25 protein-coding genes and 1 riboswitch are annotated in these 24593 nt (G+C 55.7%); of the genes, 13 read left to right on the forward strand and 12 right to left on the reverse strand.

Annotated elements, in window-relative coordinates; translation table 11 throughout:
* Nucleotides 1-38: 38 nt before the first annotated feature.
* On the reverse strand, nt 39-1064 hold the full coding sequence (locus WA429_RS07300) for an ABC transporter substrate-binding protein (RefSeq protein WP_287466774.1): 1026 nt from the start codon (nt 1062-1064) through the stop codon (nt 39-41).
* 227 nt (nt 1065-1291) lie between these two features.
* Nucleotides 1292-1490: riboswitch (cobalamin riboswitch) on the reverse strand.
* A 170-nt stretch (nt 1491-1660) separates the two neighbouring features.
* Between WA429_RS07300 and WA429_RS07305 the strand changes: the two genes are divergently transcribed.
* On the forward strand, nt 1661-3262 hold the full coding sequence (locus tag WA429_RS07305) for a glucan biosynthesis protein (RefSeq protein ID WP_228194392.1): 1602 nt from the start codon (nt 1661-1663) through the stop codon (nt 3260-3262).
* A 57-nt stretch (nt 3263-3319) separates the two neighbouring features.
* Here the strand turns inward: WA429_RS07305 and WA429_RS07310 are convergent, their stop codons facing one another.
* Entirely contained in the window at nt 3320-4237 is a 918-nt protein-coding gene (locus WA429_RS07310; protein WP_206928083.1) for an AraC family transcriptional regulator, read from the reverse strand.
* A gap of 170 nt (nt 4238-4407) precedes the next feature.
* Between WA429_RS07310 and WA429_RS07315 the strand changes: the two genes are divergently transcribed.
* Together WA429_RS07315 and WA429_RS07320 are read left to right on the forward strand one after the other, a co-directional pair.
* Nucleotides 4408-5154, forward strand: a complete 747-nt coding sequence (locus WA429_RS07315) for an SDR family oxidoreductase (protein WP_287466771.1) — start codon at nt 4408-4410, stop codon at nt 5152-5154.
* Nucleotides 5154-5513 (forward strand): Atu4866 domain-containing protein, encoded by a 360-nt coding sequence (locus tag WA429_RS07320; RefSeq protein ID WP_287466769.1) that lies wholly within the window; start codon nt 5154-5156, stop codon nt 5511-5513. The genes WA429_RS07315 and WA429_RS07320 overlap by 1 nt, the downstream gene beginning before the upstream one ends.
* Nucleotides 5514-5574: 61 nt before the next feature.
* Here WA429_RS07320 and WA429_RS07325 read toward each other — a convergent pair whose 3' ends face one another.
* Complete coding sequence (locus tag WA429_RS07325) at nt 5575-6216, reverse strand: class I SAM-dependent methyltransferase (RefSeq protein WP_287466767.1); 642 nt, start codon at nt 6214-6216, stop codon at nt 5575-5577.
* 156 nt (nt 6217-6372) lie between these two features.
* Between WA429_RS07325 and WA429_RS07330 the strand changes: the two genes are divergently transcribed.
* Nucleotides 6373-6846: an RrF2 family transcriptional regulator gene (locus WA429_RS07330; RefSeq protein ID WP_068517280.1), complete on the forward strand. Its 474-nt coding sequence runs from the start codon at nt 6373-6375 to the stop codon at nt 6844-6846.
* A gap of 1 nt (nt 6847) precedes the next feature.
* Here the strand turns inward: WA429_RS07330 and WA429_RS07335 are convergent, their stop codons facing one another.
* Nucleotides 6848-7300, reverse strand: a complete 453-nt coding sequence (locus WA429_RS07335) for a nucleoside deaminase (protein ID WP_068517281.1) — start codon at nt 7298-7300, stop codon at nt 6848-6850.
* A 297-nt stretch (nt 7301-7597) separates the two neighbouring features.
* Here WA429_RS07335 and WA429_RS07340 point away from each other — a divergent pair, with 297 nt between their 5' ends.
* The 6 genes from WA429_RS07340 to WA429_RS07365 all read left to right on the forward strand — a co-directional run bounded on the left by WA429_RS07340 (nt 7598) and on the right by WA429_RS07365 (nt 13879).
* Nucleotides 7598-8320, forward strand: a complete 723-nt coding sequence (locus tag WA429_RS07340) for a gamma-glutamyl-gamma-aminobutyrate hydrolase family protein (RefSeq protein ID WP_286887519.1) — start codon at nt 7598-7600, stop codon at nt 8318-8320.
* The gene (locus WA429_RS07345; RefSeq protein WP_336107224.1) at nt 8317-9693 is read left to right on the forward strand and encodes a pseudouridine synthase; all 1377 of its coding nucleotides are present in this window, start codon (nt 8317-8319) and stop codon (nt 9691-9693) included. Before WA429_RS07340 ends, WA429_RS07345 begins: the two co-directional genes overlap by 4 nt.
* Before the next feature lie 6 nt (nt 9694-9699).
* Nucleotides 9700-10269, forward strand: coding sequence for a 16S rRNA (guanine(966)-N(2))-methyltransferase RsmD (gene rsmD / locus WA429_RS07350; RefSeq protein ID WP_287466765.1), 570 nt, complete (start codon nt 9700-9702; stop codon nt 10267-10269).
* Between the two features lie 133 nt (nt 10270-10402).
* Nucleotides 10403-10990 carry a helix-turn-helix domain-containing protein gene (locus WA429_RS07355; RefSeq protein ID WP_233433189.1) on the forward strand — a complete coding sequence of 196 codons (588 nt, stop codon included), beginning with the start codon at nt 10403-10405 and terminating at the stop codon, nt 10988-10990.
* Nucleotides 10991-11155: 165 nt separating this feature from the next.
* Entirely contained in the window at nt 11156-12322 is a 1167-nt protein-coding gene (locus WA429_RS07360; RefSeq protein ID WP_206928089.1) for an MFS transporter, read from the forward strand.
* Nucleotides 12323-12418: 96 nt separating this feature from the next.
* Entirely contained in the window at nt 12419-13879 is a 1461-nt protein-coding gene (locus tag WA429_RS07365) for a serine hydrolase domain-containing protein (RefSeq protein ID WP_287466764.1), read from the forward strand.
* A gap of 60 nt (nt 13880-13939) precedes the next feature.
* On the opposite strand, the gene chrA is transcribed toward WA429_RS07365, so the two are convergent.
* The 4 genes from chrA to WA429_RS07385 all read right to left on the reverse strand — a co-directional run bounded on the left by chrA (nt 13940) and on the right by WA429_RS07385 (nt 18179).
* Complete coding sequence (gene chrA, locus WA429_RS07370; RefSeq protein ID WP_287466762.1) at nt 13940-15121, reverse strand: chromate efflux transporter; 1182 nt, start codon at nt 15119-15121, stop codon at nt 13940-13942.
* 300 nt (nt 15122-15421) lie between these two features.
* Nucleotides 15422-16891: an AMP nucleosidase gene (locus WA429_RS07375; RefSeq protein ID WP_101248169.1), complete on the reverse strand. Its 1470-nt coding sequence runs from the start codon at nt 16889-16891 to the stop codon at nt 15422-15424.
* Between the two features lie 516 nt (nt 16892-17407).
* Nucleotides 17408-17650, reverse strand: a complete 243-nt coding sequence (locus WA429_RS07380; RefSeq protein WP_068517287.1) for a hypothetical protein — start codon at nt 17648-17650, stop codon at nt 17408-17410.
* A gap of 1 nt (nt 17651) precedes the next feature.
* Nucleotides 17652-18179: an RNA polymerase sigma factor gene (locus WA429_RS07385; RefSeq protein WP_068517288.1), complete on the reverse strand. Its 528-nt coding sequence runs from the start codon at nt 18177-18179 to the stop codon at nt 17652-17654.
* 344 nt (nt 18180-18523) lie between these two features.
* Here WA429_RS07385 and WA429_RS07390 point away from each other — a divergent pair, with 344 nt between their 5' ends.
* On the forward strand, nt 18524-18733 hold the full coding sequence (locus WA429_RS07390) for a hypothetical protein (protein ID WP_068517289.1): 210 nt from the start codon (nt 18524-18526) through the stop codon (nt 18731-18733).
* Between the two features lie 71 nt (nt 18734-18804).
* Here the strand turns inward: WA429_RS07390 and WA429_RS07395 are convergent, their stop codons facing one another.
* The gene (locus WA429_RS07395; RefSeq protein ID WP_101248172.1) at nt 18805-19389 is read right to left on the reverse strand and encodes a YqaA family protein; all 585 of its coding nucleotides are present in this window, start codon (nt 19387-19389) and stop codon (nt 18805-18807) included.
* A gap of 97 nt (nt 19390-19486) precedes the next feature.
* A complete protein-coding gene (locus WA429_RS07400) occupies nt 19487-19954 on the reverse strand; it encodes a hypothetical protein (protein ID WP_206928093.1) in 468 nt (155 codons plus the stop codon).
* A 227-nt stretch (nt 19955-20181) separates the two neighbouring features.
* On the opposite strand from WA429_RS07400, the gene WA429_RS07405 reads away from it, so the two are divergent.
* Entirely contained in the window at nt 20182-20685 is a 504-nt protein-coding gene (locus WA429_RS07405; protein ID WP_068517290.1) for a Dps family protein, read from the forward strand.
* Between the two features lie 74 nt (nt 20686-20759).
* The gene (locus tag WA429_RS07410; protein WP_287466760.1) at nt 20760-22139 is read left to right on the forward strand and encodes a diacylglycerol/lipid kinase family protein; all 1380 of its coding nucleotides are present in this window, start codon (nt 20760-20762) and stop codon (nt 22137-22139) included.
* Nucleotides 22140-22195: 56 nt separating this feature from the next.
* Here WA429_RS07410 and ftsY read toward each other — a convergent pair whose 3' ends face one another.
* Both ftsY and mtaB read right to left on the reverse strand, forming a co-directional pair.
* A complete protein-coding gene (ftsY, locus tag WA429_RS07415) occupies nt 22196-23131 on the reverse strand; it encodes a signal recognition particle-docking protein FtsY (RefSeq protein ID WP_068517292.1) in 936 nt (311 codons plus the stop codon).
* On the reverse strand, nt 23128-24384 hold the full coding sequence (mtaB, locus tag WA429_RS07420; RefSeq protein ID WP_287466759.1) for a tRNA (N(6)-L-threonylcarbamoyladenosine(37)-C(2))-methylthiotransferase MtaB: 1257 nt from the start codon (nt 24382-24384) through the stop codon (nt 23128-23130). Before mtaB ends, ftsY begins: the two co-directional genes overlap by 4 nt.
* Nucleotides 24385-24593 lie beyond the last annotated feature (209 nt).

A 24593-nucleotide genomic window follows, 5' to 3' on the forward strand; every position in this document is an offset into this window, starting at 1 on the left:
AAGTCTCCGGGCATATCGAGCGCCATCGGGTTAGGCAATCAGTTCGAGGCACTCAGGCGTTCGACAGCCTGGGCAAGCGTTTCAATACCGTCAATCAGACGAATGGTCGGGTCCATCGATTGCGCATCCATCACAACGATATTGCCGTTTTTAACCGCTTTCATCTGGCGTGTAACCGGATCGGTTTTCAAAAAGTCCATTTTGACTTCCCAATCATCTGCCGGGAAACGGCGACGGCCCATTTTACCGATCACAATGATATCGGGATTGGCGCGCGCAATGGTTTCCCACCCCACGGTCGGCCATTCTTCGTCGCTGTCGATGATGTTTGTTACGCCAAGTTTTTCGGCGATATAGCCCGCGGCCCCGTTTTTGCCCGCGACATAGGGATCGCTTTTAATCTCGGCACTGGAAAACCAGAAGACGGTCGAAACATTGCTGTTCCCGCTGGAATTGACCTGTGCCAGGGACCGGGCTTCACGATCTTTCAACCTGGCAATCAGGGCCGCGCCGCGATCCTCGATATCGAAAATTTGCGCAAGGTCGGAAATTTCCCGATAAATCAGGTCCATGGAGAAACGGTCATGGCGCACCCCGTCGCCGCCGCCGGCATTGTCTTTGCCGACACAATCGGCCGGTGCGGTATAGACCGGGATCGAAAGTTCATTGAACTGTTCGGTGGTGCCGACAATGCCCTTGGGACCGACATGCCATTGATACTGGGTGGCGACCAGTTGCGGTTTTTGCGCAACCACGGTTTCAAAACCCGGATCATTATCAGCCAGACGCGGCACGGACGCATTCACATCCCTGAATTCATCCATGACCGGACCAAACCAGACCCCGGTGCCTTTGACCTTATCGGCCAGCCCCAGCGAATACAGGATTTCTGTCGTGCTTTGTCCAAGCGACACAACCCGTTCGGGGGCCGCATCAAAGTGCAGCGTGCTGCCGCAATTTTCGATGGCAAGCGGATATTCCGTCGCAGCCGCAAACGGGGCCGAAACCACAAAACCGGCAGCAAACACCCCGACTGCCAGCGCATGTTTATAGTGACTGATCACTTTGACTTCCTTTCAAAGACATACCGGCAAGGGTCGGCAATCACCGGCCATTGCACAGCATATCACAAATGTTATGTTATAACATAACACACACTTTACTATCGTCAAGGGACTGGCAAAAGTGTCGGGAAATGGCGGAAGATGTCAGGATCGGTATTCAGGCGCATTTACAAAAAACTGCCGGAAACCGCGACATATGCCGACATTCTCCGGGGCACCCCGCCCGGTCCGTCGCATTCATGTCGGCAGGTCTCCTGGCTCGCGGGTCAAAGCACTTTTCCTGGCCTTCCCGGGTTCATCCCAGTGGCATTGGTCAGAAAAACGCTCGCCGCCTACAGTTGCGGGGGCAGCTTCGGTTGATGGGCATGCAGCCCAAATCGAATTCCCTTTATCCGATATCCGGATACCGACATCTGACCGTTAGATTAAAGCCCAAACCCGGTCAAGGAAATTGGCAGATGACCAGAGGCATTTACACAAGGGTCCATGCAGAAATTGCAGTCGACACGACCTTGAATTTGCCATGTTTCATCCCGATTACCTCCACACTGTCTGGTATGCTTGCCGACAAATGAAACCATTGGAACATGATGCACATGACGACTTCTGTTGAACGCAGACGCTTTTTGAAATCCATCGCGGCAGCCGGTCTTATCCTGCCGGGAATGTCGATCTATCAGCATGCATTGGCAGAAGTACCAGGGCTTGACCTTGGTGCGGGACAGCCGTTTGATTTTGCCGATCTGATTGCGCGTGCCAAATCGATGGCGCAGGCCGCCTATGAGCCGCCAGTCGCCCCCAACCCGGAAATTGTCGGGCGGATCGATTACGACACCCATGGCAAATTGCATTACAAACGTGACCATTCGCCGTTTTCCGATGGATCGGGCACCTATCCGGTGACGTTCTTCCATCTGGGCATGTATTTCGCCAAGCCCGTGCACATGTATCTTCTGGAAGACGGCACGGCACGCGAAGTCATCTATAAACCCGATTACTTTGACATGCCAGCCGACAGCATTGCCCGCCAGCTGCCCGAAAACAGCGGCTTTGCCGGGTTCCGACTTCATGAAGAACTGTCGCGTGATGATTGGAAAACCCAGGACTGGGCGGCGTTTCTTGGCGCATCCTATTTCCGCGCCATCGGTGATGAAGGTCAGTATGGCCTGTCAGCGCGCGGGATTGCGGTCAATACCGCCACATCCCAACCCGAAGAATTCCCCGATTTCCGCCAGTTCTTTATCGAGCCGGCCAAAAATGCCGAAGACCCGGTCACCATCTATGCGCTGCTTGATGGGCCAAGCATTACGGGTGCATACAAATTCCTGCTCTATCGCGGGCAGGGTGTGACGATGGATATCGAAAAACACCTGTTTGTCCGTCGCGATATCGAACGGCTTGGCATTGCGCCGCTGACCAGCATGTTCTGGTATTCCGAACAGAACAAATCATTCCGGTTTGACTGGCGCCCGGAAGTCCATGACAGCGATGGCCTGGAACTGTGGACCGGCAGTGGCGAACGCATCTGGCGACAGCTGAACAACCCCGAAACCATCCGCGCATCGGCCTTTGCCGATCATAATCCGCGTGGTTTTGGCCTGATGCAGCGTGACCGCGATGTGAAGAACTATCTTGATGGTGTGCGCTATCACCGTCGCCCCAGCCTGTGGGTCGAACCCCAGGAAGACTGGAATGACGGTGCCGTACAGTTAATCGAAATTCCGACCGACGATGAAATCCACGATAACATCGCGGCATTCTGGGTTCCGAACGCCCCGGCCAAGGCCGGGAACAGCTATCAGTTCAAATATCGCCTTCACTGGCAGGCCCATAACCCGTTCCCGGTTGCCGAACTGGCAAAGGCAACTTCGACCCGCATGGGACGCGGCGGCGAACCGGGCACCAACCGCCCGAAAGACGAGGTCAAGTTTTCCGTCGAATTCGAAGGCGATGTTCTTGGCACCCTTGCCTATGGCGAGTTTCCGGAAATCGTCGTATCGACATCGCGTGGTGAAATCACCCGCACCAAGATCGAACCGATCATGGATACCCGCATCTGGCGGGCGGCCTTTGACCTGAAGGCGGCCGGCACAGATCCGGTTGATCTGCGCATGTATCTCAAACGCGGAGACGCCCCGCTCAGTGAAACCTGGATGTTCCAGCATCTGCCGGCATTGGGTAATCAGCATCAAGGCTGATCAAAACCCGGCAAGAATGATCAGGGGGCGGGCAACACCGCCCCCTGCTTTTTATGTTCACGACGCCATGCCTTCGCCCGGGCGCGCTTGGGCCGATTGTCCAAGGATTGCCATGACATCGCGCATCGGTGGTGCACCAAACATGCGGGCATATTCGCGGCTGAACTGCGATGCACTTTCATAGCCGACCGCATAGGCCGCACTGGCCGCGTCCTTCATTTCTGCGAGCATGATCTGACGCGCCGTCGTCAGGCGCAGGCGCTTTTGATATTGCAGCGGGCTCATCGCGGTGACCTGTTTAAAATGATGATGGAAGGATGACGGGCTCATATTAGCGAAATCTGCCAGCTCCTCGATCTTCAGCGGCTTGTCGAAATTATCCTTCATCAACCGCAACACCGCCGATATCCGCTGCATATTGCTGCCACCAATCGCAAGACCGGCAATCAGCGCGCCCTTGCCGGTGCGCAACAGTCGGTAATGCACTTCGCGCATCAAAAGCGGCAACATCACCGCAATGTCATCGGGCCTTTCAAGCAACTCGACCACGCGCAACACCGCGTCAATCAGACTGTCGGTGGTTTGTTCGACAAACAGCCCGCGCGCACTTTCGCCTTCTGCCCCGATCTTGAGATCCATATGCGTGACCAGTTCGCTTAAAATCTTGCCATCAAGATCAAGCGACAAACTTCGATAGGGTTGCTGATCACTTGCCAGTGTCACATGCCCGACAAGAGGCAAATCCACCGATGCCGCAAGAAGCTGTCCGGGTTCATATCGATAGAGTTCCTGACCCAGCGTAACTTCCTTGGCCCCCGACACAATCAGACACAGGCAGGGCTTGTAAATCGTTGGCACCTTAAGGCTTGGTGCGGTCGAACGAAACATCCAGACAGGTTCGATCGCGGTGCGCACCGATCCATCCGCATCGCAGTATTTATCAATCAGTTCGCAAAGCCGTCGATAACTGTCCATGACCAAATCCCTTTGATTTCCTTGGATGCAGTATACACACCCGGCACACGGGAAAAAGCGGACTTTGTCCAGGTTGGAGGATCAGGCAATCCAATTCGAGTTCTGTGTATTCAACAAACACCCATTGATCGACACAGTAAGAGCCATGACACAAACCAAAGGAGCATGTCATGACGAACCCGATCAATTATCTCGAAGACAAGACCGTCATCATCACCGGCGCCAGCAGCGGCATCGGGGAGGCCACCGCCCGGCTTCTGGCATCGCGCGGGGCCAAGGTCGTTTTGGGCGCGCGCCGTACCGAACGCCTTGATCAGATTGTTACTGAAATCGAGGCTGCCGGTGGCACTGCCATGGCCCGGTCGGTTGATGTCACCAATACCGACAGTGTCGAGGCACTGGTTTATAACGCCCAGAACCTTTTCGGGCGCGTCGATGCGATTTTCAACAATGCCGGTGTGATGCCGCTTGCCCCGATGTCGGAACTTAAAACCGATGAGTGGGAAAACATGATCAACGTCAATATCCGTGGTGTTTTGAACGGGATTGCTGCTGTTCTTCCGATTTTCAAGACACAGGGCGGCGGCCATGTCATCAATACCGCATCGATTGGCGCACATGTTGTTGTGCCAAGTGCGGCGGTCTATTGCGGCACCAAATACGCCGTCTGGGCCATTTCCGAAGGCCTGCGCCAGGAAAGCACAGATGTCCGCGTCACGACCATTTCGCCGGGCGTGGTTGAAACCGAACTGGGCCACGATATTTCCGATCCGACCAGCAAGGAATTGCTGACCCAGTTCCGCCAGATCGCCCTGACACCTGATGCGATTGCCCGTGCGGTTCTTTATGCGCTTGATCAACCCGCCGATGTCGATGTCAACGAAGTCATCGTGCGCCCGACGGCATCGGCCTTCTGATGGGGAAATCCGTCCTTTCATCCGGCTTTGCAACTTTGCTGATGATGCTGGTGGTGCTTGCACCATCAGCATCGGCCCAACAGGAGACCGAGATGCGCAAAACCACCCAAACCGCCCCGCATCCCTATATCGGCATGTGGGTGACCAAGGACGGCCATGTCCGGCAGGAACTGCTGCCCAATGGTCGCTATGACGAAGCCCGCGGCACCCGTCAATCGGCCTATCAGGGCGACTATCAGGTATCGGGCAATTACATCACCTATCAGGATGACACCGGCTTTACCGCCGATGGATATTTTGAAAATGACGTTCTGTATCACGGCGGTATGGTGATCTTCCGCGAGGCGACCATAAACTAGGTCAGCCTGCCGACCCCGGACAACGCGGGCGGGCATACGGGCCCGCCCGGTTTTGTTTTACTCAGATACGTTCAAGTGCAATGACCGTATCAATGACCGAGCCCTTTTCACCCTTGGGACCGGTCGCCATGCGTTCGAAATTATCCACCGTGACGGTTTTCCACTGGCTCATATCAAGCCCCAGCGCATCGCGCGCCTGTGCAGGTGTCGGGAACACCATGTCTTCGGGGGCCGATGACCATGATGGACGTGATCCGTGGGTGGTAATCAGCAACAAGCCGTTTGTCGCAACCTGCTGTGCTGCCCGGTTCAAAATCCTGTCGCGGGCAAATTCCAGCGGTGATTGCAGGAATTGCGCGGTCACCAGATCAAACATGCCGTCTGGCAGGCTTGTATCCAGATCATGGGCCGCGAAGGTAATATTATCCTGCACGCCACTTCGCAGGGCATTGGCCCGCGCATAGCCCAGTGCCGTTTCCGAAATATCGACAGCTGTCACCTGCCACCCGCCTTTTGCCAGCCAGACGGCGTCATCGCCCTTGCCACAACCAAGTTCGAGTGCCCGCCCCACCGGGCGACCGGCAACAAACCGCTCAAGAACAGCAGACGGCTTGCCGCTGGTTTGCGGGGACTGCTTTTCATAGGTTTCTTCCCAAAAGGTTCTGGCGTCCATTTTGGGATCAACATTGGGATCAAATTTCATCGGGGTTCTCTTGATAAAGTCGGGGGATATCCGTGATTGCGAATCACGCAACATTAAAAGTTACATGATTCGTCACATCTGTCAATTTCATGTATCTTTGATTGTTACATGTGATAAAAATGACAAAACATCTGATCGACAAACAGGACCGCCTTCATGCGTCAGGACAACCGCCTGCCCCGGGTTTTGCATGCGCTTTTGCATCTGAGCGACATGAAAGACCCCGCCACATCCGAACAACTGGCCGGGATGCTCAATACCAATGCCGCCGTTGTCCGGCGGACAATGGCGGGGCTGCGTGATCAGGGGATACTAACATCCATCAAGGGCCATGGCGGCGGCTGGCAACTGGCACGGCCGCTGGAAAAGATCACACTGGCGGAAATTTATCAGGCGCTGGGCGCACCGACCCTTTTTGCCCTTGGCTGCGGGGATGAAGAGTCTCAATGCTTGATGGAAAAGGCGGCCAATACGGCGACCGCGCGCGCATTGCAATTGGCGTCCGAGACATTCATCACCGCACTATCATCGGTCACCATGGCCGATCTGGCCGTTGATTTTGAAAAGCGGTTGGCGGAATTGGGATTAAGTCCGGATAACCTGCATCATTTTGCTGACCAGCACCACTGAGTCAGCGCAGGCTGCCAAAGAATTCCTTCAGAAGGGTTGCGGCCTCCACCTCGCCAATCCCGCCGTAAACTTCCGGGCGGTGATGGCAGCTTGAACTTTCAAACACGCGCGGACCGTGATCAACCCCGCCGCCCTTGGGATCGTAAGCCCCGAAATAGACGCGCCGAAGGCGGGCAAATGAAATGGCGGTCGCGCACATCGGACAGGGTTCCAGCGTGACATAAAGATCGCAATTGGGAAGACGTGGCTCACCCTTTGCCCCGGCGGCGGCCCGGATCACCAGAATTTCGGCATGGGCCGTGGGGTCGTTCATTTCTTCGGTCAGGTTTCCGGCGCGCGCCAGAACTTCGCCGGTATCGGCATCAACCAGAACCGCCCCGACCGGCACCTCGCCGCGACGTGCGGCTGCGCGGGCTTCTTCAAGGGCCATGTCCATATAGCTGTCTGCGCTCATAGTCTTTCCATCCCGATGATCGAACCAGTGACAGACCGGCGTCATCCCTGCCGGGTCCGGTCTTTTACTTTGTTTCAGGACATTTGGTCCTTTTTTGGGTTCATGACATTGTCCTATCACTCCACAGGGTCGGTCAAGCCATGATCACCGGCATTGGCGGATCAGCACACCCTTGCCCGCCTGCGCAGAACGCATAGACTGTCGGCGTGAATTGCCGTTGCCCTTCACGGGTTAGAAAGGTAGTTTCCGCCAAACTTGTTTCGCCATCCCGTCACCAGCATCAAGGTTCGCATCGTCATGACCACGCGCAAGCCGATCATTGGCATTACACTCGATTCCGAAGAACCGGGCGGATATTCCAAATTCCCGTGGTATGCGCTGCGTGAAAACTATGCCGGTGCGGTCACGGCTGCCGGTGGCATTCCCATGCCCCTGCCCCACGAAATTGAACTGGTCCCCGATCTTCTTGATCTGATTGACGGGCTGGTGGTGACCGGTGGCGCGTTTGATGTTGATCCCAGCCTGTTTGGCGCAACCGAAAAACATGACACGGTTGTCACCAAGGATCGGCGCACCAAATTTGAATGGGCGATGGCCGAAGGTGCGCTTAAGCGCGACATGCCGGTTCTGGGTATTTGCGGCGGGCAGCAGCTTTTGAACGTTATTCTGGGCGGATCACTGATCCAGCATATCCCAGACGCGATCGAAAACTGCCTTCCCCACGAACAGCCAAACCCGCGCGACGAGGCCGGTCATGACGTCACGGTCGAGGCCGATACGCTTTTGGCCAAAATCGTTGGCGATGTCAAAACACTGTCGGTCAATTCCGCCCACCATCAGGCGGTTGATGGGGTTGGCCCGGATGTGATCATCAATTCCTATGCGCCTGATGGCGTGATCGAGGGGATTGAACATCCGAAATACCGCTATTGTCTCGGGGTCCAGTGGCATCCCGAATTTCATATCAGCTCGGGCGATGCCAAAATCTTTGACGCCCTGATTGCCGAGGCCCGCAAATGAGCGACAAAAACGACACCCAGAACGACAACAAACCCGAACGCATTGCCAAACGCATTGCGCGATCCGGTGTCTGTTCCCGACGCGATGCCGAACGCATGATCGCCGAAGGTCTGGTGCGCCTGAATGGCAAAAAGCTTGATAGCCCCGCCGTAACGGTCACCGACGAGGACGAGATCATTGTCGATGGCAAGCCATTGCCGGAAAAGGAAAAGCCGCGCCTGTGGCGACTGTTTAAAAAGCGCGGGCTGGTCACCAGCCACCGCGATGAACAGGGCCGCGATACGGTATTTGAACATCTGCCAAGCTATGTGCCGCGCGTGATTTCGGTTGGTCGTCTTGACCTTAATTCCGAAGGGTTGCTGTTGCTGACCAATGACGGGGAACTTGCCCGTTATCTGGAACTTCCGGCAACCGGATGGGCGCGCCGATACCGTGTGCGCGTGCATGGCCGGATCGAGGAAGAAAAACTTAAACAGCTTGAAGAAGGCATCACGGTTGATGGCGTCCATTACGGATCGATCCAGGCCGAAGTCGACGTTCAGAAAGGCACCAATGCCTGGATGACCGTCACCCTTCGCGAAGGCAAGAACCGTGAAATCCGCCGGGTGATGGAGCATCTGGGTTGGCCGGTAACGCGCCTGATGCGCGTATCCTACGGCCCGTTCCAGTTGGGCAGTCTGGCCCCGGGCGAGTGCGAGGAAATCACCGGCAAGGTGATGAAAGAACAGCTTGCCGCGTTCTTCCGCGGTGATTACAGCAAGGTTTCCGAAAAGAAATCGGTTGCCCGTGGCGGCACCGGTCGCCCGAAGGCACCGCGTACCGTATTTGGCCAACCCGCCCAGCGCAAACGCCCGCAAGGCAATCAGGGTGGCCCGGCAGGTACCGCCCAGAACACCAGTGATGGCGAGGATGCGCGCGACACCCGCGCTGCTTCCCGCCCGAGTTCCGGTGCCGCCCGCAAGGGTCCGCGCATCGGTGCGGCCCCGCGTCCGGGTGGACGCGGCAAACCCGCCGCCCAGAATACCCGCCCGGAACGCGAAGAGCGTGATGAACGCGGTGCTGCACGCCCGACCAACAAGGGTCGCGGTCGTTACGGCACCGGCGGCAAGGCCGGTGCATCCGATGACCGCAATGCCCCCGGCAACGGGCGCGGGCGCGGCCGTGGTGCCGGTTCTGGTGCCGGTGCGGACAATCGATCGAATGCAGGTGCAGGCGGTGGCCGTTCCGGCAACCGTTCGGGTGGAAACTTCAACGATGTCAGCAACAAACCGGTCGGTCGTTCAGGCGCACGCGGCGGCAAGCCCGCATCATCGGGCAATTCCGCACCGGGTCGCAAACCCGCAGGCAACCGCCCGCGCGGCAAAAAGGACTGACCATAAATGCGGATTGTTGGCGGAAGTCATCGTGGACGGGTTTTGAACGCGCCTGAAGGGCGCGACACCCGCCCGACCCTTGATCGTGTGCGCGAGGCGCTTTTTAACATCCTGTCGCACGCATCACGCTGGTACGAAGATGACTTCCACCCGCTTTATGACGGTGTGGTGCTTGACGCCTATGCCGGGTCTGGCGCCTTGGGTCTTGAGGCCCTTTCGCGCGGGGCGTCAAAGGCCGTGTTCTTTGACACCGACCGCAAGGCCATCGCCATTGTCGAGCAGAATATTGACACCCTGAAGGTCGGCAATCGGGCCAAGGCACAGCGCGCGGATGCCACCAAACCGCCCCGCGCCATTGAACCGGCCAGCATGATTTTCCTTGATCCGCCCTATGGCAAGGATTTGCTCGAACCCAGCATCACTGCCCTTGCCGCTGCTGGATGGATTGATGCCAATACCCTGATCATTGCCGAACGAGATCCCCGTGATCCGCAAATCGGCCTTGCCGGGTTTGAACTTTGTGATTCACGCAAATATGGCCGCTGCCAGATTGATATCGGCCGCATGGCAGGCTGATCATCGCCCAAGCGCGACTTACAAGTGCGATTTACAAACGCGATTGAAATGATCGCGCAGATCAGCCATTCCCACCCGCCTGCTGCCAGATTGCGCAATTTGTGATACCGTTCAGACAGCATTGAAACGGTTGATGATCATGAAAGCCCTGTCGACACCCGCCCCGGACAAGGAATTTGGACGCCTGTTGCGCCAATGGCGCCGCATGAGCGACATCAAACAATCGCGTCTGGCCGATATTCTGGGTGTTACACAGGCAACCGTTTCGCGCTGGGAAAACGGGACACAGCGCCCAGCTCCGCTGCAATATGACCTGATCCATCAGATGATGACGCGCAAACGCAATTTCCGTCTTGATCATGCGATCAAGCGGCTGGTCACCCATTCCAGCCAGCGGGTCCACCTGATCGAGGACCGGTCCCACAGACTGCTATGCGCATCCCATGCCCGTGCCCATGAGTGGCAGCGCGACTGCACCGAACTGCTTGGCACATCGCTTTGGCGGTTTGCCACGCCGGAAATCGCAACCGCGGAAAAAAGCCTGCATGACATGGGATGGCACGAAGATCAGGCCGATCATCTGACCTTCGAGACGTCCCGACGGGATGGTGCGCCGATGCGCATCGTTGACAGTTTCATCCTGTGGGAACGGTTTTTCCTGTCGGATGGAACGGCGGTGCGCCTGACCACCGGCTATGACCAGGCACCGAACCATATCTAATCCGGTTCGACTTTCCCATCCGCACGCATATTTCATACGTGGTCACCGGCCCCCGATTTCGGGTAGTCATAGCGACACCGGAATTGCCGTGCATTTGAAGTGCCATGCATTTCCGGCGATCTGCCATTTCAAACCATAAAAAACACCACCTGACGGAAACGCCACATGCCACCGATATTCGCCATCATCATTCTGTATGGATTGGGATTGACTGCATCCATGCAGGTTGGCCTGATCGGGCCAATCGCCCCCGATTTGCGGGCGGGCTTTGGCCTTAGCCAGGCGGAATTCGGTCTTGTTGCATCCCTGATCACCGCGGCCGGGGCACTTGCCGCCATTCCAACCGGTGTCTGGGCTGCGCGCGCCGGTTTGCGCAAATCACTGGTCCTGGGCGGGCTTATGATGATTGCCGGTGCCGTGATCTTTGCCACGGCCAATGCGACGCCACTGCTTTATGCCGGGCGGCTGGTGACATCGATCGGTTATTTGCTGATTGTGGTCGGTGCGCCGAGCTGGATGGCGGGTTTTGACAATCCGAAAATGGTCGCCATGGCCATGAGCATCTGGGGCACTTTCATTCCGGTAGGCATTGCATTGGGCAACTGGATCAGTGCGGCGATGGTTGTGTGGCTGGACTGGCGTCTGGCGGTTGCGGCCTGCACGGTTCCTGTTCTTGTTTTATTGCCGCTTCTGGCATTAATGGAAAAACCGCCCACCCCGACCGTACGCAAATCCCTTGGCAGCGGTGTGATGGGGGTTCTGAAATCACGTTCCGCGCTGAAAGTCGCACTGACATTTTCCGCCTTTGCCGGGGCAACATCCGCAGCCCTCGCCTTCATGCCGGCAATGATGGTCGATAATCTTGATATCGGGATCGCCCCCGCAGCCGGGATCATTGGAACGACCGCGATTGTCGGCAATATTATCGGCAGTATCGGTGCGGGCGTGGCCCTTGGCCGTCAGGTTGCCGGGCGGCGCATTCTGATCGCGTTTTTGCCGATGATGGCAGCCGCCATCGCGACCTTGTTTGTCAGCACGGACATGGCAATCAGCCTGATCGCGCTGGTGATTTTCAATATCGGTCAGGGGGCGGTTGCCGGCACCTGTTTTGCCCTGTTGCCGGCCATCGCCAAGGACGGTCTTTCAATGCCCGCCCTTCAGGGGATGCTGGCCCAGTTTGCCGAGATTTTTGTGGTCATTGTGCCACCGCTTACCGGGGCCATGATTGATTTCAATGGCTGGGGTGGTGCGGCGGTGATCCTTGCCGGTTTCTATTTTGCAGGCTTCATGATTTCGGCGATCAGGTCCCCCATACGCCGCGTAACCGCCTGACCTATACGATACGATGACTTGACCTATCCTGCGAAGCAGGCGACCCTCCAATCCCCTCAATCAAAGAGGCAATGACACACAGGGCAGGGAAGCGGGATGCAGTTGATCAAGGCCATCTTTATCGGAACGATATTGATTGGCCTGTCTGTTGTTGCCGCGTTCTTTATCTGGCTTGCGCCGGTCGGTGCGGCCTATAGCGCAAAGATCATGTGTTCGGCGATTTTTGTGAACGGATTGCCATCCAGCCGTGCGCGCGATGAAGACGTTCTTGCCGACAATAATGCGTTGCTGTCGCTGATCACCACCAATGTCGATCTGCGCAACCAGACGGTCAGCGCCCATGCTTTCGGTTTCCGGAAACGGTTTGCGGTTTATCGGCCGAATCTGGGCTGCACGCTGGCCGATGATCAGGCCCATATTGCGCGCCTGCGCAATTCGACACCGGTGATCAAACCGATTGCTGCCAAGCCGCTTCTGACCACAAGCCTTCCGGCCGAAGTCGACCGCCGCGCATTGAACAATATCCTGTTTGATGTCATGGACGAACCCGGTGTCCGCCCCGAACGGCGCACGCGCGCGGTATTGATCCTGTATCGCGGCAAGGTCATTGCCGAACGATATGCCGACGGCATTACCGCACAGACGCCGCTTCCGGGATGGTCGATGACCAAAAGTGTCTGGAACACCGTTCTGGGCCGCATGCAGAACGAAGGCATGATGCCCGACATTCATGATCCGGTTCTGATCAATGAATGGCAGGCGCAGACAAATGATCCGCGCGCGGCCATTACCTATGACCAGTTGCTTCGGATGCGAAGCGGCATTGAATTTAGCGAATCCTACTGGAACCCGCTTTCCGATGTGGTGCAGATGCTGTTCGTTCAGCCGGCCGCCGCGGGCTATGCCGTGTCCAAACAGCTGGAACACAGCCCGGGTGAAGTCTTTGCCTATAATTCCGGGGCATCAAATATTCTGTCGGCTGCTGTTCGCAATCTGAGCGGTTCACGCAGCACATATCTTGCCCGCCCGACTGAACTTTTGTTCCGGCCGCTTGGCATGAAAAGTGCCGTGATCGAAACCGATCCCGAAGGATATTTCATCGCATCAAGCTTCATGCATGCAACGGCGCGTGACTGGGCCAAGATCGGTCAGCTTTATCTTCAGGATGGCGTTTGGGAAGGACAGCGTTTGCTGCCCGAAGGCTGGGTTGATTACACCAGCAGCCCGGATGAAAGTGATCCCGACGGCATTTACGGGGCGCATTGGTGGCTTGATCTGCCCGGCGACCGTGATGACGAGGGCAACCCGCGAAACGGCATCGCCGAACTGCCCGATGATGCGTTCTTTGCACTTGGCCATGATGGCCAGTCACTTAGCGTCATCCCGTCCAAGGAACTGGTCATCGTGCGGCTTGGCGTTACCCGCAAGCGCGAAGCATTCAGCCTGCGCAATTTCGTATCCGATATCAGTAACCTGTTTCCCGATACCCCGACCGCATCGCAAAACAGTCCGGACGGCGAAGACATCCAGGATGCCACCGGGCCCAGCACTGATTGACAAGCATTGATTGATCAGTAGGACTGAACCGGTGTCTGAACATTCAACCGGGTTCAGATCCTAGGCCAGCAGCGCCACAACATACCCGGCACCTGCCCCGATCCCGACCAGCGCCCAGACCGGCATGATCCGCCATTGCAAAACAACAAAGGCGATCGCGACACAGCCGATATCAAACATGTCATGGATTGCACCGGTCCAGATCGGGTCATAAAGAACCGCCGCCAGCAACCCAACCACCGCGGCATTAACGCCCAGCAACCCTGCCCGCATCGCGCCGATATGCCGCACCCGGTCCCAGAACGGCAACAGCCCGACAACCAGCAACCAGGCCGGCAAAAAGATCGCCACCAGGGTAATCATCGACGTCACCGCACTGATCACGATGCCGCCATCCATGGCCGACCCGTTATGCAAGGCAGCACCAAGATACGCCGCAAAGGTAAAGATCGGCCCGGGAACCGCCTGGGTCGCACCATAACCGGCAAGGAAGGTCTGTGTATCAACCCAGCCCGGATCAACCACCGCATTTTCCAGAAGCGGCAAAACAACATGCCCGCCGCCAAATACCAGCGCCCCGCTGCGATAAAACCCGTCAATGACTGCAAACAGCCCGCTTTGATCAAAGTGGGCTGCCAGTGGCAAAATGACCAAAAGGGCAAAGAAACAACAAAGTGCGGCAATCGCCCCGGCGGCCGAACGGGGGGCCATCGGCGCCATCGGATGATCATCGACCTTGGCGCGCAGCATCACAAAACCGGCCAGCATCCCGCCCAGAATGACCGCAAATTGCGCAAGGACCGTGTTGCTTGCGATCATGATGGCGGCGGCAACAATGGCCAGAACCACACGCGCAATATCGGGACACAGGCTTCGCGCCATGCCAAACAAGGCATGGGCAACCACGCCCACCGCCACCAGCTTGAGACCGCGCAGAACCCCGTCAACCGATGCCAGATCAAACCCGACAAACGCCATGCCAAGAACCGCCAGCACAATGGCCGACGGCATCGTAAAACCAAGCCAGGCCACAAGGGATCCGCGCACACCGCCAAGCGCCATGCCGATCCCCATGCCAACCTGTGAACTGGCCGGTCCCGGCGCGAACTGACACAGTGCAACCAGATCGGCATAGGCCGCATCACTTAGCCATTTGCGCCGGGCGACGAATTCTTCGCGGAAATAACCAATATGGGCGACCGGCCCGCCAAAGCTGGTCAAACCAAGGCGCAGGAAAATCATGAAAATCTGCCACAGCCCCACACCGTTTTCCGGCAGTGAAGCAGGTGAGACAGATGACACCGGCGCAGGGTCAAAGTCAGGGTCCGAGTCAGGGTTTGTCATGTTGTCAGACATTGCGGGTTATTGCCCCATGATCACGTTCGTCAGGATCGTTTTGCCTGAACTTACGCAACCGGGCTGCACCTGCAAAGTCAAAAGCACCGCCCTGCCCGTTCGTCATCAAACCATAATAAAACCCCTGCCACCGGTTTGATGCGGCGACAGGGGCAAGATCAAAGCGCCAGACCGGAAATCCGGATTTTAGCGGAATGCCGGTTCGTCAAGCGAACGCAATTTGCGTGAATGCAGCTGATTGACGTCCTGACGCAGGGTATCGATGGTATCGAGACCAACCTGAAGATGCTGACCGATCCGCTGACGATAGAAATTGTTGGCCATGCCCGGCAGTTTCAATTCGCCATGGACCGGCTTGTCGGAAACACACAGAAGCGTGCCATACGGAACACGGAACCGGAAACCGTTGGCAGCGATTGTCGCACTTTCCATATCCACGGCAATTGCGCGTGACTGGTTCAGACGGCCGAACAGTTCGCTGTAACGCAGTTCCCAATTACGGTTGTCCGTGGTTGCCACCGTACCGGTTCGCATGCGTGCCTTCATTTCTCGGCCTTTGAGACCGGTGATTTTGGCAACCGAGTCGGCAAGCGCTACCTGTACTTCGGCAATCGGCGGGACCGGAATCCACAAGGGCAAATCCGAATCCAGAACATGGTCGTCACGCACATAACCATGGGCCAGCACATAATCACCAAGCAACTGACTGCGCCGCAGCCCCGCACAGTGACCAAGCATCAACCAGCAATGCGGACGCAACACGGCAATATGATCCGTTGCCGTTTTTGCATTGGACGGCCCGACACCGATATTGACCAGCGTCACACCAAGCCCGTCTTCACGGATCAGGTGATAGGACGGCATTTGCGGCAGTTGCTTGACTGCCTCGCCCGATTCCTGCCAGCCCGCCGGGGCGTCTTTGCGCACATGAACCTTCGGCCCAGGTTCGACAAAGGCGACATAGGGGCTTTGCGGATCTTCGAGCTGCAATTTGGCGAATTCGATGAATTCATCGACATAGCGCTGATAGTTGGTGAACAGCACGAACTTCTGGAAATGTTCCGGTGCGGTCGCCGTGTAATGGCGCAAACGTGCCAGTGAATAATCAACACGTTCCCCGGAAAACAGCGACAGCGGTTTGGGGCCGTCACTGTTGCCGTAATGCACGCCATTGGCGATATCATCATCGGTACGGGCCAGATCGGGCATGTCAAAGATCAGCTGCATCGACCGGATATCGGTCGGGCCGATACTGTCGGTTGCCGATTCGACCAGGAATGGCAGCGGGATCGGGCGATCAGACACACCAACCACAACAGGCACGTCGTGGTTCTTAAGCAGAAGTTCGATCTGCTCGCGGTAATATTCTTCAAACAGGTCAGGACGGGTCAGCGTCGTGCCGTAAATTCCCGGGTCGCGTGGTGCGCCGAACGAAAGCGTGCTTTCGACATGCAGCTTTTCCGGCGGCACTTCGATGCCAAGATACGGGTAATAGGCGCGTACGGGGGATGATTGCTGACCTTGACCGAAACGGTTAAAGGCCTCCTGGACGGCATTGGCACCGGTCGCATAGATATCCTTGATGCGCGCAAGTGCCTTGTCAGCGTCAGTGAATTCAAACAGATCGCGTACCGATCCGTGTACTCCAGAAACCATAATGGATGCTCCTTTTTGTTATTGTTGTTTCAGAACCCCTGTCTGATCAAGGTGCGTGAAATCACGCCCGATCAATTACAAAGGCCCTTGGAGCGAGAGATTTATCACCGCCCGCCCGCCTTCTGACAACCGAAAACTTTTTCATCCCGTTCTATCCCTGGGTGAATATCCTGAAATGCAGGGAACCGGCTGTGCCGAAACAACCCGCTTTTCCGGCGGTTTCAGATGCTTATGACTTATATGTCGGATTTATTTTCAAGAATTCCAAATGACAGTTTTGATGCGCGGCCCATAACAAGGCCGGTCTCAAATAGTCTGCGCACCGGTGACTTTATCGCGGGTGCCGGAATCCGGGCAAAAAAAGTGCCGAAACCGGGGGACGGTTTCGGCAATTTCAGGGAGGTGCCTTAGACGTTGAGGGAAAAGACGGTCAACCCTGATGTGAGTTTTATATGACCATTGGTCATTAATGTCAATTTTAATCGACGCGTAGCATCCATTCGCCGGACGCATATCTCATGCTAATATATCGGCGTCTTCGGCGATCTCTTGCAGGTATTCAAGCCTGCGCTTCGCGCCCTGATCAAATGCCCACGAGTCACCTAGATGGGTCATTTTCAAGTCACTTACAATTCTGGCGGCACGCGGGTCACTTTGGACCAGGCTTTCGATTTCGTGTTTCTCTTCGTCGTCCTGAAGTGTCCCGCGTACATAGCCAAGAATGTGCTCCTTGCCATATATCGCAAGAACCGGGCTCATATTATGCGGCCTCTGAGACGTAGCGTGACGCGTGCTCACGCGCTTCGATTCGACCGACCGACGCACGCAGTTTGCGGCGTGCACGTCCAACACGCGATTTCACGGTACCAATTTCAACAGACATCTGATCAGCAGCATCCTGATAGGATACTTCTTCAACAGCGGTCAGCAGGATGGCCTGACGTTCCTGTTCGGGCAATTCTTCAAGAACACGGTCGGCATCACGCAATTGCAGACGCGCCATCTGGTTACTGCCATGACCATACACATCACCAAGATCATCCCAGTCGACCTGCGGGCCGCGGGTTTTTTCACGGCGCTTGCTGGAAATAAAGGTGTTGAACAGGATCCGGTGCAACCAGGCCTTAAGGCTCGTGCCTTCTTCGAACTGGTCCTTCTTGCTGATGGCTTTCAACAAAGTGTCCTGAACCAGATCCTGCGCAAGATCGGTGCTGCCGGTCAGGCGATATGCATGACGGCGCAGTGCTGGCACATGGTCTTCGATTTCGTTCATCACTTGAGTAGACATCACAACCTCCTTGTTCGGATGAACTTACCGTAACAAAAGAAAATGAAATTTAAAGTAAAATCGTATAGTTAACTTAGGCAATACAATGAACAAACAGCACATACACAACATTATCAAAACACATATCTGACACAATGTAGTTAAGTGCATCACGTTACATTATTTACTGCCTGTAATTACTTTACATTACTTACATCACTGCTCGAACTTACCGAGAGTCAGCAAGATGGTTGTCTTATGGAGGAAACGGAGGTAACGTAAGTTACTCCAAAATTTTTGAAGGCCTTGATTTTCAATGGCTTCAGGGGCTAATTAAAGCTCCTGAAATTGACAGGAAACCCCACGTGCCAACGCCGAAAAGAACAGAAAAGCTCCAGATCATGCTGGATGACGAGGAGCTTAAGGTCATTGATGACTGGCGCTTCGATCATCGAATGCCAACGCGTGCCGCCGCAATCCGTGAATTGATCCGCCGCGGTCTTATCGCCGAGGACGTCGAAGAACCGGAGACAGAGGGCAAAAGCACGACAGATTTTCGTGTTGAGCCGGAATAAAACAAATCTTCCATGAAAAAGGCCCGGCAAAAGCGGGCCTTTTTCATATCTATTTTTCCCCGATACAGGACTTATTTTCCGGGAACGGAAATGTTTTTGGGTTTCTTTCCTTCGAAAATGCGGGCGATTCCCGCGCCGAATCCCAAAACCAGCGCCCACAATCCGTAATATCGCAAGGCCCGCGATATCGTAATGGCAATCAGAAAAAGCCAAACCGGATAGGACGCGGCCCCGGCTGCCAATGCGGCAATCTGCATGGGAACGGGTGTGACACTGACCAGAAAGACCAGCCAGAACCCGCCATCTTCGAATTTCGCCTGAAGTTCATCAAACTGTTGCTGACTGCCCATCATGTCAATCAGGGGCTGGGCCAGATCATCAAATAATGCCCAGGCCAGGAAATAAAGCCCGACCGCACCGGCCACGCTGCCAGCCAAGGTCACCGTGGCGACGATAAAGCCGCGTGCACGCGATGCCGCCATCACCGGAGCAATCACGATTTCAATCGGAATCGGGATGATGGTTGTTTCAAGAAACGACGCCCCGGCAATACCGGCCAGCCCCTTGCGCCCGGCGGCAAGTTTTGCCAGCCGTTCCTGGGCTGCACGGAAAAAATCCCCGAGCCGTCCGAAAGAACGATTTTGATCGCTTTTCAAGATGATGTCCTTCCTGCCGCACAAAAAAGAACAGCCCGCCCAAAACGGGCGGGCTGTCACCCTCGGACGTCAATCGCCGAGTTCAGGTTGTGACGTCTTATTCGGCGGACTGACTGTCCGAGATGGCTTTCTGCGCATTTTCAAGTGCGTTCAGCGTATCGCGTTTAACGTCTTCCCACGTATCTGCCGATGCGTCCTTGGCCGATGCCATGGCATCGCTCAACTCGTCGGTAGCGCTATCCCAGGCTTCTGCCAGCTCATCAACAGCGTCTTCGCTGTCATCTTTCACACGGGCAGACACGTCGTCATACTGATTACCAAGCTGGTCGGATTTTTCATCGACCCACGCCAGGAAATCTTCTTTCTGTTCAAAGGTGAAGTCTTTGGCTTCTTCATACTGGGCCGCAATCTTGTCGCCCAGCTTGTTGGCGTCCGACTTCATTGCATCATCGGTCTTGATCGTGCCCGATGCGTCGGTGGCATTCGCCGAACCGGCATAGGCCGGAACCGCAACACCCATCGACATAAGTACAGTACCAATCATCAGCGTTTTCTTGCTCAACATCACAACCTCCTTATTCATAATAGGCAGCACAATTACTTGCGCGCTGCTTACACTGACAAACGGATGGTGCAAAAGAATGTTCCAATTATGGTGATTTTATTTCATGGAACTTTTGAAAAAGGCCAACGTTTATATGGTCAAAGCGGCCCCGCCAAATCGCAATAAGGCACATGACATATATATATCGTGCCGATGCGGGGGCGCCTCAAAACCAAAGGAGTTTTAAAATGGCACATAGCAGTATGCAGACCGTTGCAAAGGAATTTCCCGTCGAAACCGGCGTGAACCGCAAGGATCGCCGCGAACTGGCCACGATGCTGACCCAGATCATTGGCTCGTCGCACGTACTCTATGCCAAAATGCGCGGTGTTCACTGGAACGTGGTCGGCCCGGCCTTCTATTCGCTGCATAAAATGACCGAAGAGCAGTATGAAGACCTGCATGCCGCCATTGACGATATGGCCGAACGTATTCGCGCCATCGGCTTTGCTGCACCGACCGGCCTTAAGGAAATGATGGAAAATTCTGTCATTTCTGATCAGGATAAGCTGCTTGAAACCAATGACATGGTTGCCGAGCTTGTTGATGACCACGAAAAAATGGCCCGCCTGATCCGTGACGGCGTTGCCGCAGCCGAGGAAGTCGATGACGTAAAAACCGCCGATCTTCTGACCGAACGTATCGGTGTGCATGAAGAAGCAGCCTGGATGCTGCGCGCAACGATTTCCTGATACATATATTATGAACCGGCGCCATCAGGCGCCGGTTCACCCCCGCCCCTCTCATCTTGTGAAAGTCCATTGCCGTGAAAAGTTCCGATCTGACCGGTAAGGTACATTTGCTGTTAACCCGCAAAAAGTTGCCTGATGACTGGCGTACCAATGGCGCAGAACCCCTGCGCACCGTGTTCGAAGATGCCGGTTATCAGACCGATCTTACGCTGTGTGACAATCCGGATGATATTTGCAAACACCTGAAATCCACTGCCAAACCCGGTGACATTGTCGCTGTGGGTGGCGGGGACGGCACCATCAATGCGGTTCTTGAAACCGTGATTGAAACCGGCACTGTTCTGATCCCCGTACCGCTTGGCACGGCAAACGACTTTGCACGGACCCTTGGCCTGCCCGATGATCTGGTTGATGCCGCGCGCGCTGCCATTCATGGTCAGATCAGGATGCTGGATGTCGGGCGGGTCAATGACCACAGCTTTATCAATGCGGCCAGCATCGGTGTTCCGGCCGATGCGCGCAAACGGATCAATCCCGATCTTAAGCGTACCCTGGGCGCAATCAGCTATGCCGTTGCCAATTGGCAAAGCTGGCACGAAATGGATCCGCTGGATCTGACGATCACTTGCGGCGATGAGAAACCGCAAAAAATGAAGCTGCGCCAGCTGACCATTACCAATGGCCGGTATTTTGGCGGCGGCCTGCGTCCGAGCGAATCCAAAAGCCCGGAAGACGGTCTTTTGCACATGTTTGCCATTCGCGACAGTGTCGATACGCTTAGTGGTCTTGATATCGCCGCCGAACTTTTATTTGGCTCGGTCGATAACAGCAGCTATGCGCTGACCATGGAATGCGACGACATCACGATCGAGGGCGAAGAAGGCGCGCCGATCCTTGCCGATGGTGAAATCATCGGCAAATTGCCGGCCCGCTTTACCCTGCGCGCCGGTGCGCTGCCGGTTTTCGCCCCGAACAGCTATGTCGCTGAAGAAAAACGCAATCGCAGCGACATGCCCGAAACCATCGACCAGCAAAATGAAATCAATGATGTCGTGCGTGACACGGTTGATTTCACCTTACGCCTTGAAGCCATCCTGCCGGTCGTTCATGACGGTCAGCTCAAATCGCTTTGTCATGACAGCACGCGCACATTGCGCGACCTGTATCGTCAGCTGGAATTAAGCTTGCGGCCCTTCGGGATCACCGCACCGTCACCCGATCCGGATTTGCACAGCCTTGAAGAACTTCGGGACCGTGTGATGGACTGGCTGTTTGACAATGCCGACCAGCGCCTTGCGAACGGGCTTGATCACCGTGCAAAGGAACTTGCAGCCGAACTGAACCATCTTGACCAGAATGCATTGCCAGATGACCTGAAAAAGCCGATTGCGACCCTGACACAGGAAATCGCAAATTTCCGAAAGTCGATCAGCGACATCATCGCTAAATTCTGACGCAAAAAGGCAGCTCCAAGGGGCTGCCTTTTGATTTGGGAAACAGTGCCGTCAAATCAGTCGGAAAGCCCGGCCAGACTGCGGGCGAATGATTTGGCTTCGAACGGACGCAGATCTTCGGCCGCTTCGCCAACGCCGATGGCATGAACTGGCTTGCCGAATTTTTCAGCCAGCGCGACGACAACGCCGCCCTTGGCCGTGCCATCAAGTTTGGTCACGATCAGGCCCGAGACATCGGTCGCCTCGCCAAAGGTTTCGACTTGTGAATGGGCGTTCTGACCGGTCGTTGCATCAAGCACCAGAAGCGTGTCATGCGGCGCACTGTCATCACGTTTCTTGATCACGCGGACGATCTTTTTAAGCTCATCCATCAGATGTGCCTTGTTCTGAAGACGACCGGCGGTATCAATCAGCAACAGGTCGTAACCTTCGCGCTGGGCCTGATCGATCGCGTCAAAGGCAAGGCCCGCGGCATCCGCGCCGGTATCGCGCGCAATCACCGGGCAATCGGTGCGTTCGCCCCAGACCTTAAGCTGCTCGACCGCGGCGGCACGGAATGTATCGCCCGCCGCCATCATGACCTTGAGCCCCTGATCCTTATAGGTCTTGGCAAGTTTGCCGATCGTTGTGGTCTTGCCCGACCCGTTGACCCCGACAACAAGAACCACATGCGGCTTCTTGGTCGCGTCAATAACCAGTGGTCTGGCAACCGGATCAAGGATTTTGGCGACTTCGTCGGCGATGAATTCCTGGATTTCGGCGGAATCAACTTCCTTGTCGAAACGGGTCTTGGCCAGTTCCGCGCTCAGCTTTGCAGCGGTCGTAACACCCAGATCCGATGTAATCAGAAGATCTTCGAATTCTTCAAGCGCATCGTCGTCAAGACGGCGCTTGGTGAAGATATCGGCAATCCCGGTGGTCAGTTTTGAGGAGGACCGCTTCAGCCCGTCTTTCAGGCGGCTAAACCAGCTTTTCTTCCCCTCTTCACTCATCCCACAAGCTCCGCTATCAGTTTTCCATCTTCAAGGCCGGTTACCTTGGCCTTGGCTATTGAGCCCGGTTCTATCACGCGATCAAGCAGAACGGGAGCAAAATGCTCGGTATGGCCGGTATTTTCCTTTTCGACCAACACATTCTCGATCATGCCGATGCGTGATTGCAGGAATTTGTTGAGCTGAATATCACCTGCTTCGCGCAGTGCACTTGCCCGTTCCTTGCGCAGGTCCTTGGGCACCTGGGGCATCCGTGCCGCCGGGGTCCCCGGACGTGGGGAATACGGGAAGACATGCAGATAAATCAGACCGCACTCATCCACCAGACGCAGGGTGTTATCCGCCATTTCGTCAGTTTCGGTCGGGAAACCGGCAATGATATCGGCTCCGAATGTCACATCCGGGCGCAATTGGCGAACTTTTTGACAGAAATCGACCACATTCTGGCGCAGATGGCGGCGTTTCATGCGTTTGAGCACCATGTCATCGCCTGCCTGCAAACTGATATGCATATGCGGCATCAGACGCGGTTCGGTTTCGATCAGACGAAACAGGTCTTCGTCCACCTCAACCGGGTCAATTGATGAAATGCGCAAACGCGGCAGTTCGGGCACCTGTGCCAGAAGCCGGCGTGACATCTGTCCCAATGTCGGCTGCCCCGGAAGATCATGCCCATAGGACGTGATATCAACCCCGGTCAGGACGACTTCGCCATACCCGTTGGCGACCAGTTCGCGCACCTGGTTGACAATTTCACCCATCGGCACAGAACGCGAATTTCCGCGGCCATAAGGGATAATGCAGAAAGTGCAGCGGTGATCACAGCCGTTTTGAACCTGTACGAAGGCGCGTGCGCGGCCCTCGAAACCCGAGACCAGATGACTTGCCGTTTCTTCGACCGACATGATGTCATTGACGACAACGCGTTCATGTTCGGGCATCAGGAACGTTTCGGCCTTCATCTTGGCGTCATTGCCAAAGATGCGGTCGATCTCGGTCATTTTGGCGAATTTATCGGGATTGACCTGAACAGCGCACCCGGTCACGAAGATCTTGGCATCGGGGTTTTCCCGGCGCAGGCGGCGGATGCTTTGCCGCGCCTGACGTTCGGCCTCGGTCGTAACTGCACAGGTATTGATAATGATCGCATCATCAAGGCCGGCATTTTTGGCATGGTCGCGCATCACCTCGGATTCATAGGTGTTCAGGCGACATCCAAATGTAACTACGCGCGGCTCTTTGGTGCTTTGCATTCTGCGATCTGTTGTTGGTTCGGGAAACTCTGCGCCTGCGCAACATTATTGATGACTGCAAGTGCGGAACGCCCGGCACAGTCATCAGACCATGCCGGGCGCTGGTTACATACGCTTTTGAACGCTTCAATGCAAGTCTGCCACCGTCATGGCACACATGCATTGAAGTGCAAAACCACGCCCATTGCCCCAATCGACAGTAGAACCCG

The sequence above is a fragment of the Thalassospira sp. CH_XMU1420-2 genome (assembly GCF_037029325.1).
Lineage (GTDB): Bacteria > Pseudomonadota > Alphaproteobacteria > Rhodospirillales > Thalassospiraceae > Thalassospira > Thalassospira povalilytica.

Excerpts from the sequence above, each read along its gene's own strand:
- WA429_RS07310 (WP_206928083.1), bottom strand. The coding sequence starts at position 4,237 with ATGGACAGTTATCGACGGCTTTGCGAACTGATTGATAAATACTGCGAT.
- WA429_RS07365 (WP_287466764.1), top strand. The coding sequence starts at position 12,419 with ATGCAGTTGATCAAGGCCATCTTTATCGGAACGATATTGATTGGCCTG.
- WA429_RS07400 (WP_206928093.1), bottom strand. The coding sequence starts at position 19,954 with ATGTTGAGCAAGAAAACGCTGATGATTGGTACTGTACTTATGTCGATG.
- ftsY (WP_068517292.1), bottom strand. The coding sequence starts at position 23,131 with ATGAGTGAAGAGGGGAAGAAAAGCTGGTTTAGCCGCCTGAAAGACGGG.
- WA429_RS07335 (WP_068517281.1), bottom strand. The coding sequence starts at position 7,300 with ATGAGCGCAGACAGCTATATGGACATGGCCCTTGAAGAAGCCCGCGCA.
- WA429_RS07330 (WP_068517280.1), top strand. The coding sequence starts at position 6,373 with ATGCGTCAGGACAACCGCCTGCCCCGGGTTTTGCATGCGCTTTTGCAT.
- rsmD (WP_287466765.1), top strand. The coding sequence starts at position 9,700 with ATGCGGATTGTTGGCGGAAGTCATCGTGGACGGGTTTTGAACGCGCCT.
- WA429_RS07380 (WP_068517287.1), bottom strand. The coding sequence starts at position 17,650 with ATGAGCCCGGTTCTTGCGATATATGGCAAGGAGCACATTCTTGGCTAT.
- WA429_RS07305 (WP_228194392.1), top strand. The coding sequence starts at position 1,661 with ATGACGACTTCTGTTGAACGCAGACGCTTTTTGAAATCCATCGCGGCA.
- WA429_RS07355 (WP_233433189.1), top strand. The coding sequence starts at position 10,403 with ATGATCATGAAAGCCCTGTCGACACCCGCCCCGGACAAGGAATTTGGA.
- WA429_RS07405 (WP_068517290.1), top strand. The coding sequence starts at position 20,182 with ATGGCACATAGCAGTATGCAGACCGTTGCAAAGGAATTTCCCGTCGAA.
- chrA (WP_287466762.1), bottom strand. The coding sequence starts at position 15,121 with ATGATTTTCCTGCGCCTTGGTTTGACCAGCTTTGGCGGGCCGGTCGCC.
- mtaB (WP_287466759.1), bottom strand. The coding sequence starts at position 24,384 with ATGCAAAGCACCAAAGAGCCGCGCGTAGTTACATTTGGATGTCGCCTG.
- WA429_RS07340 (WP_286887519.1), top strand. The coding sequence starts at position 7,598 with ATGACCACGCGCAAGCCGATCATTGGCATTACACTCGATTCCGAAGAA.
- WA429_RS07315 (WP_287466771.1), top strand. The coding sequence starts at position 4,408 with ATGACGAACCCGATCAATTATCTCGAAGACAAGACCGTCATCATCACC.
- WA429_RS07325 (WP_287466767.1), bottom strand. The coding sequence starts at position 6,216 with ATGAAATTTGATCCCAATGTTGATCCCAAAATGGACGCCAGAACCTTT.
- WA429_RS07375 (WP_101248169.1), bottom strand. The coding sequence starts at position 16,891 with ATGGTTTCTGGAGTACACGGATCGGTACGCGATCTGTTTGAATTCACT.
- WA429_RS07385 (WP_068517288.1), bottom strand. The coding sequence starts at position 18,179 with ATGTCTACTCAAGTGATGAACGAAATCGAAGACCATGTGCCAGCACTG.
- WA429_RS07320 (WP_287466769.1), top strand. The coding sequence starts at position 5,154 with ATGGGGAAATCCGTCCTTTCATCCGGCTTTGCAACTTTGCTGATGATG.
- WA429_RS07360 (WP_206928089.1), top strand. The coding sequence starts at position 11,156 with ATGCCACCGATATTCGCCATCATCATTCTGTATGGATTGGGATTGACT.
- WA429_RS07345 (WP_336107224.1), top strand. The coding sequence starts at position 8,317 with ATGAGCGACAAAAACGACACCCAGAACGACAACAAACCCGAACGCATT.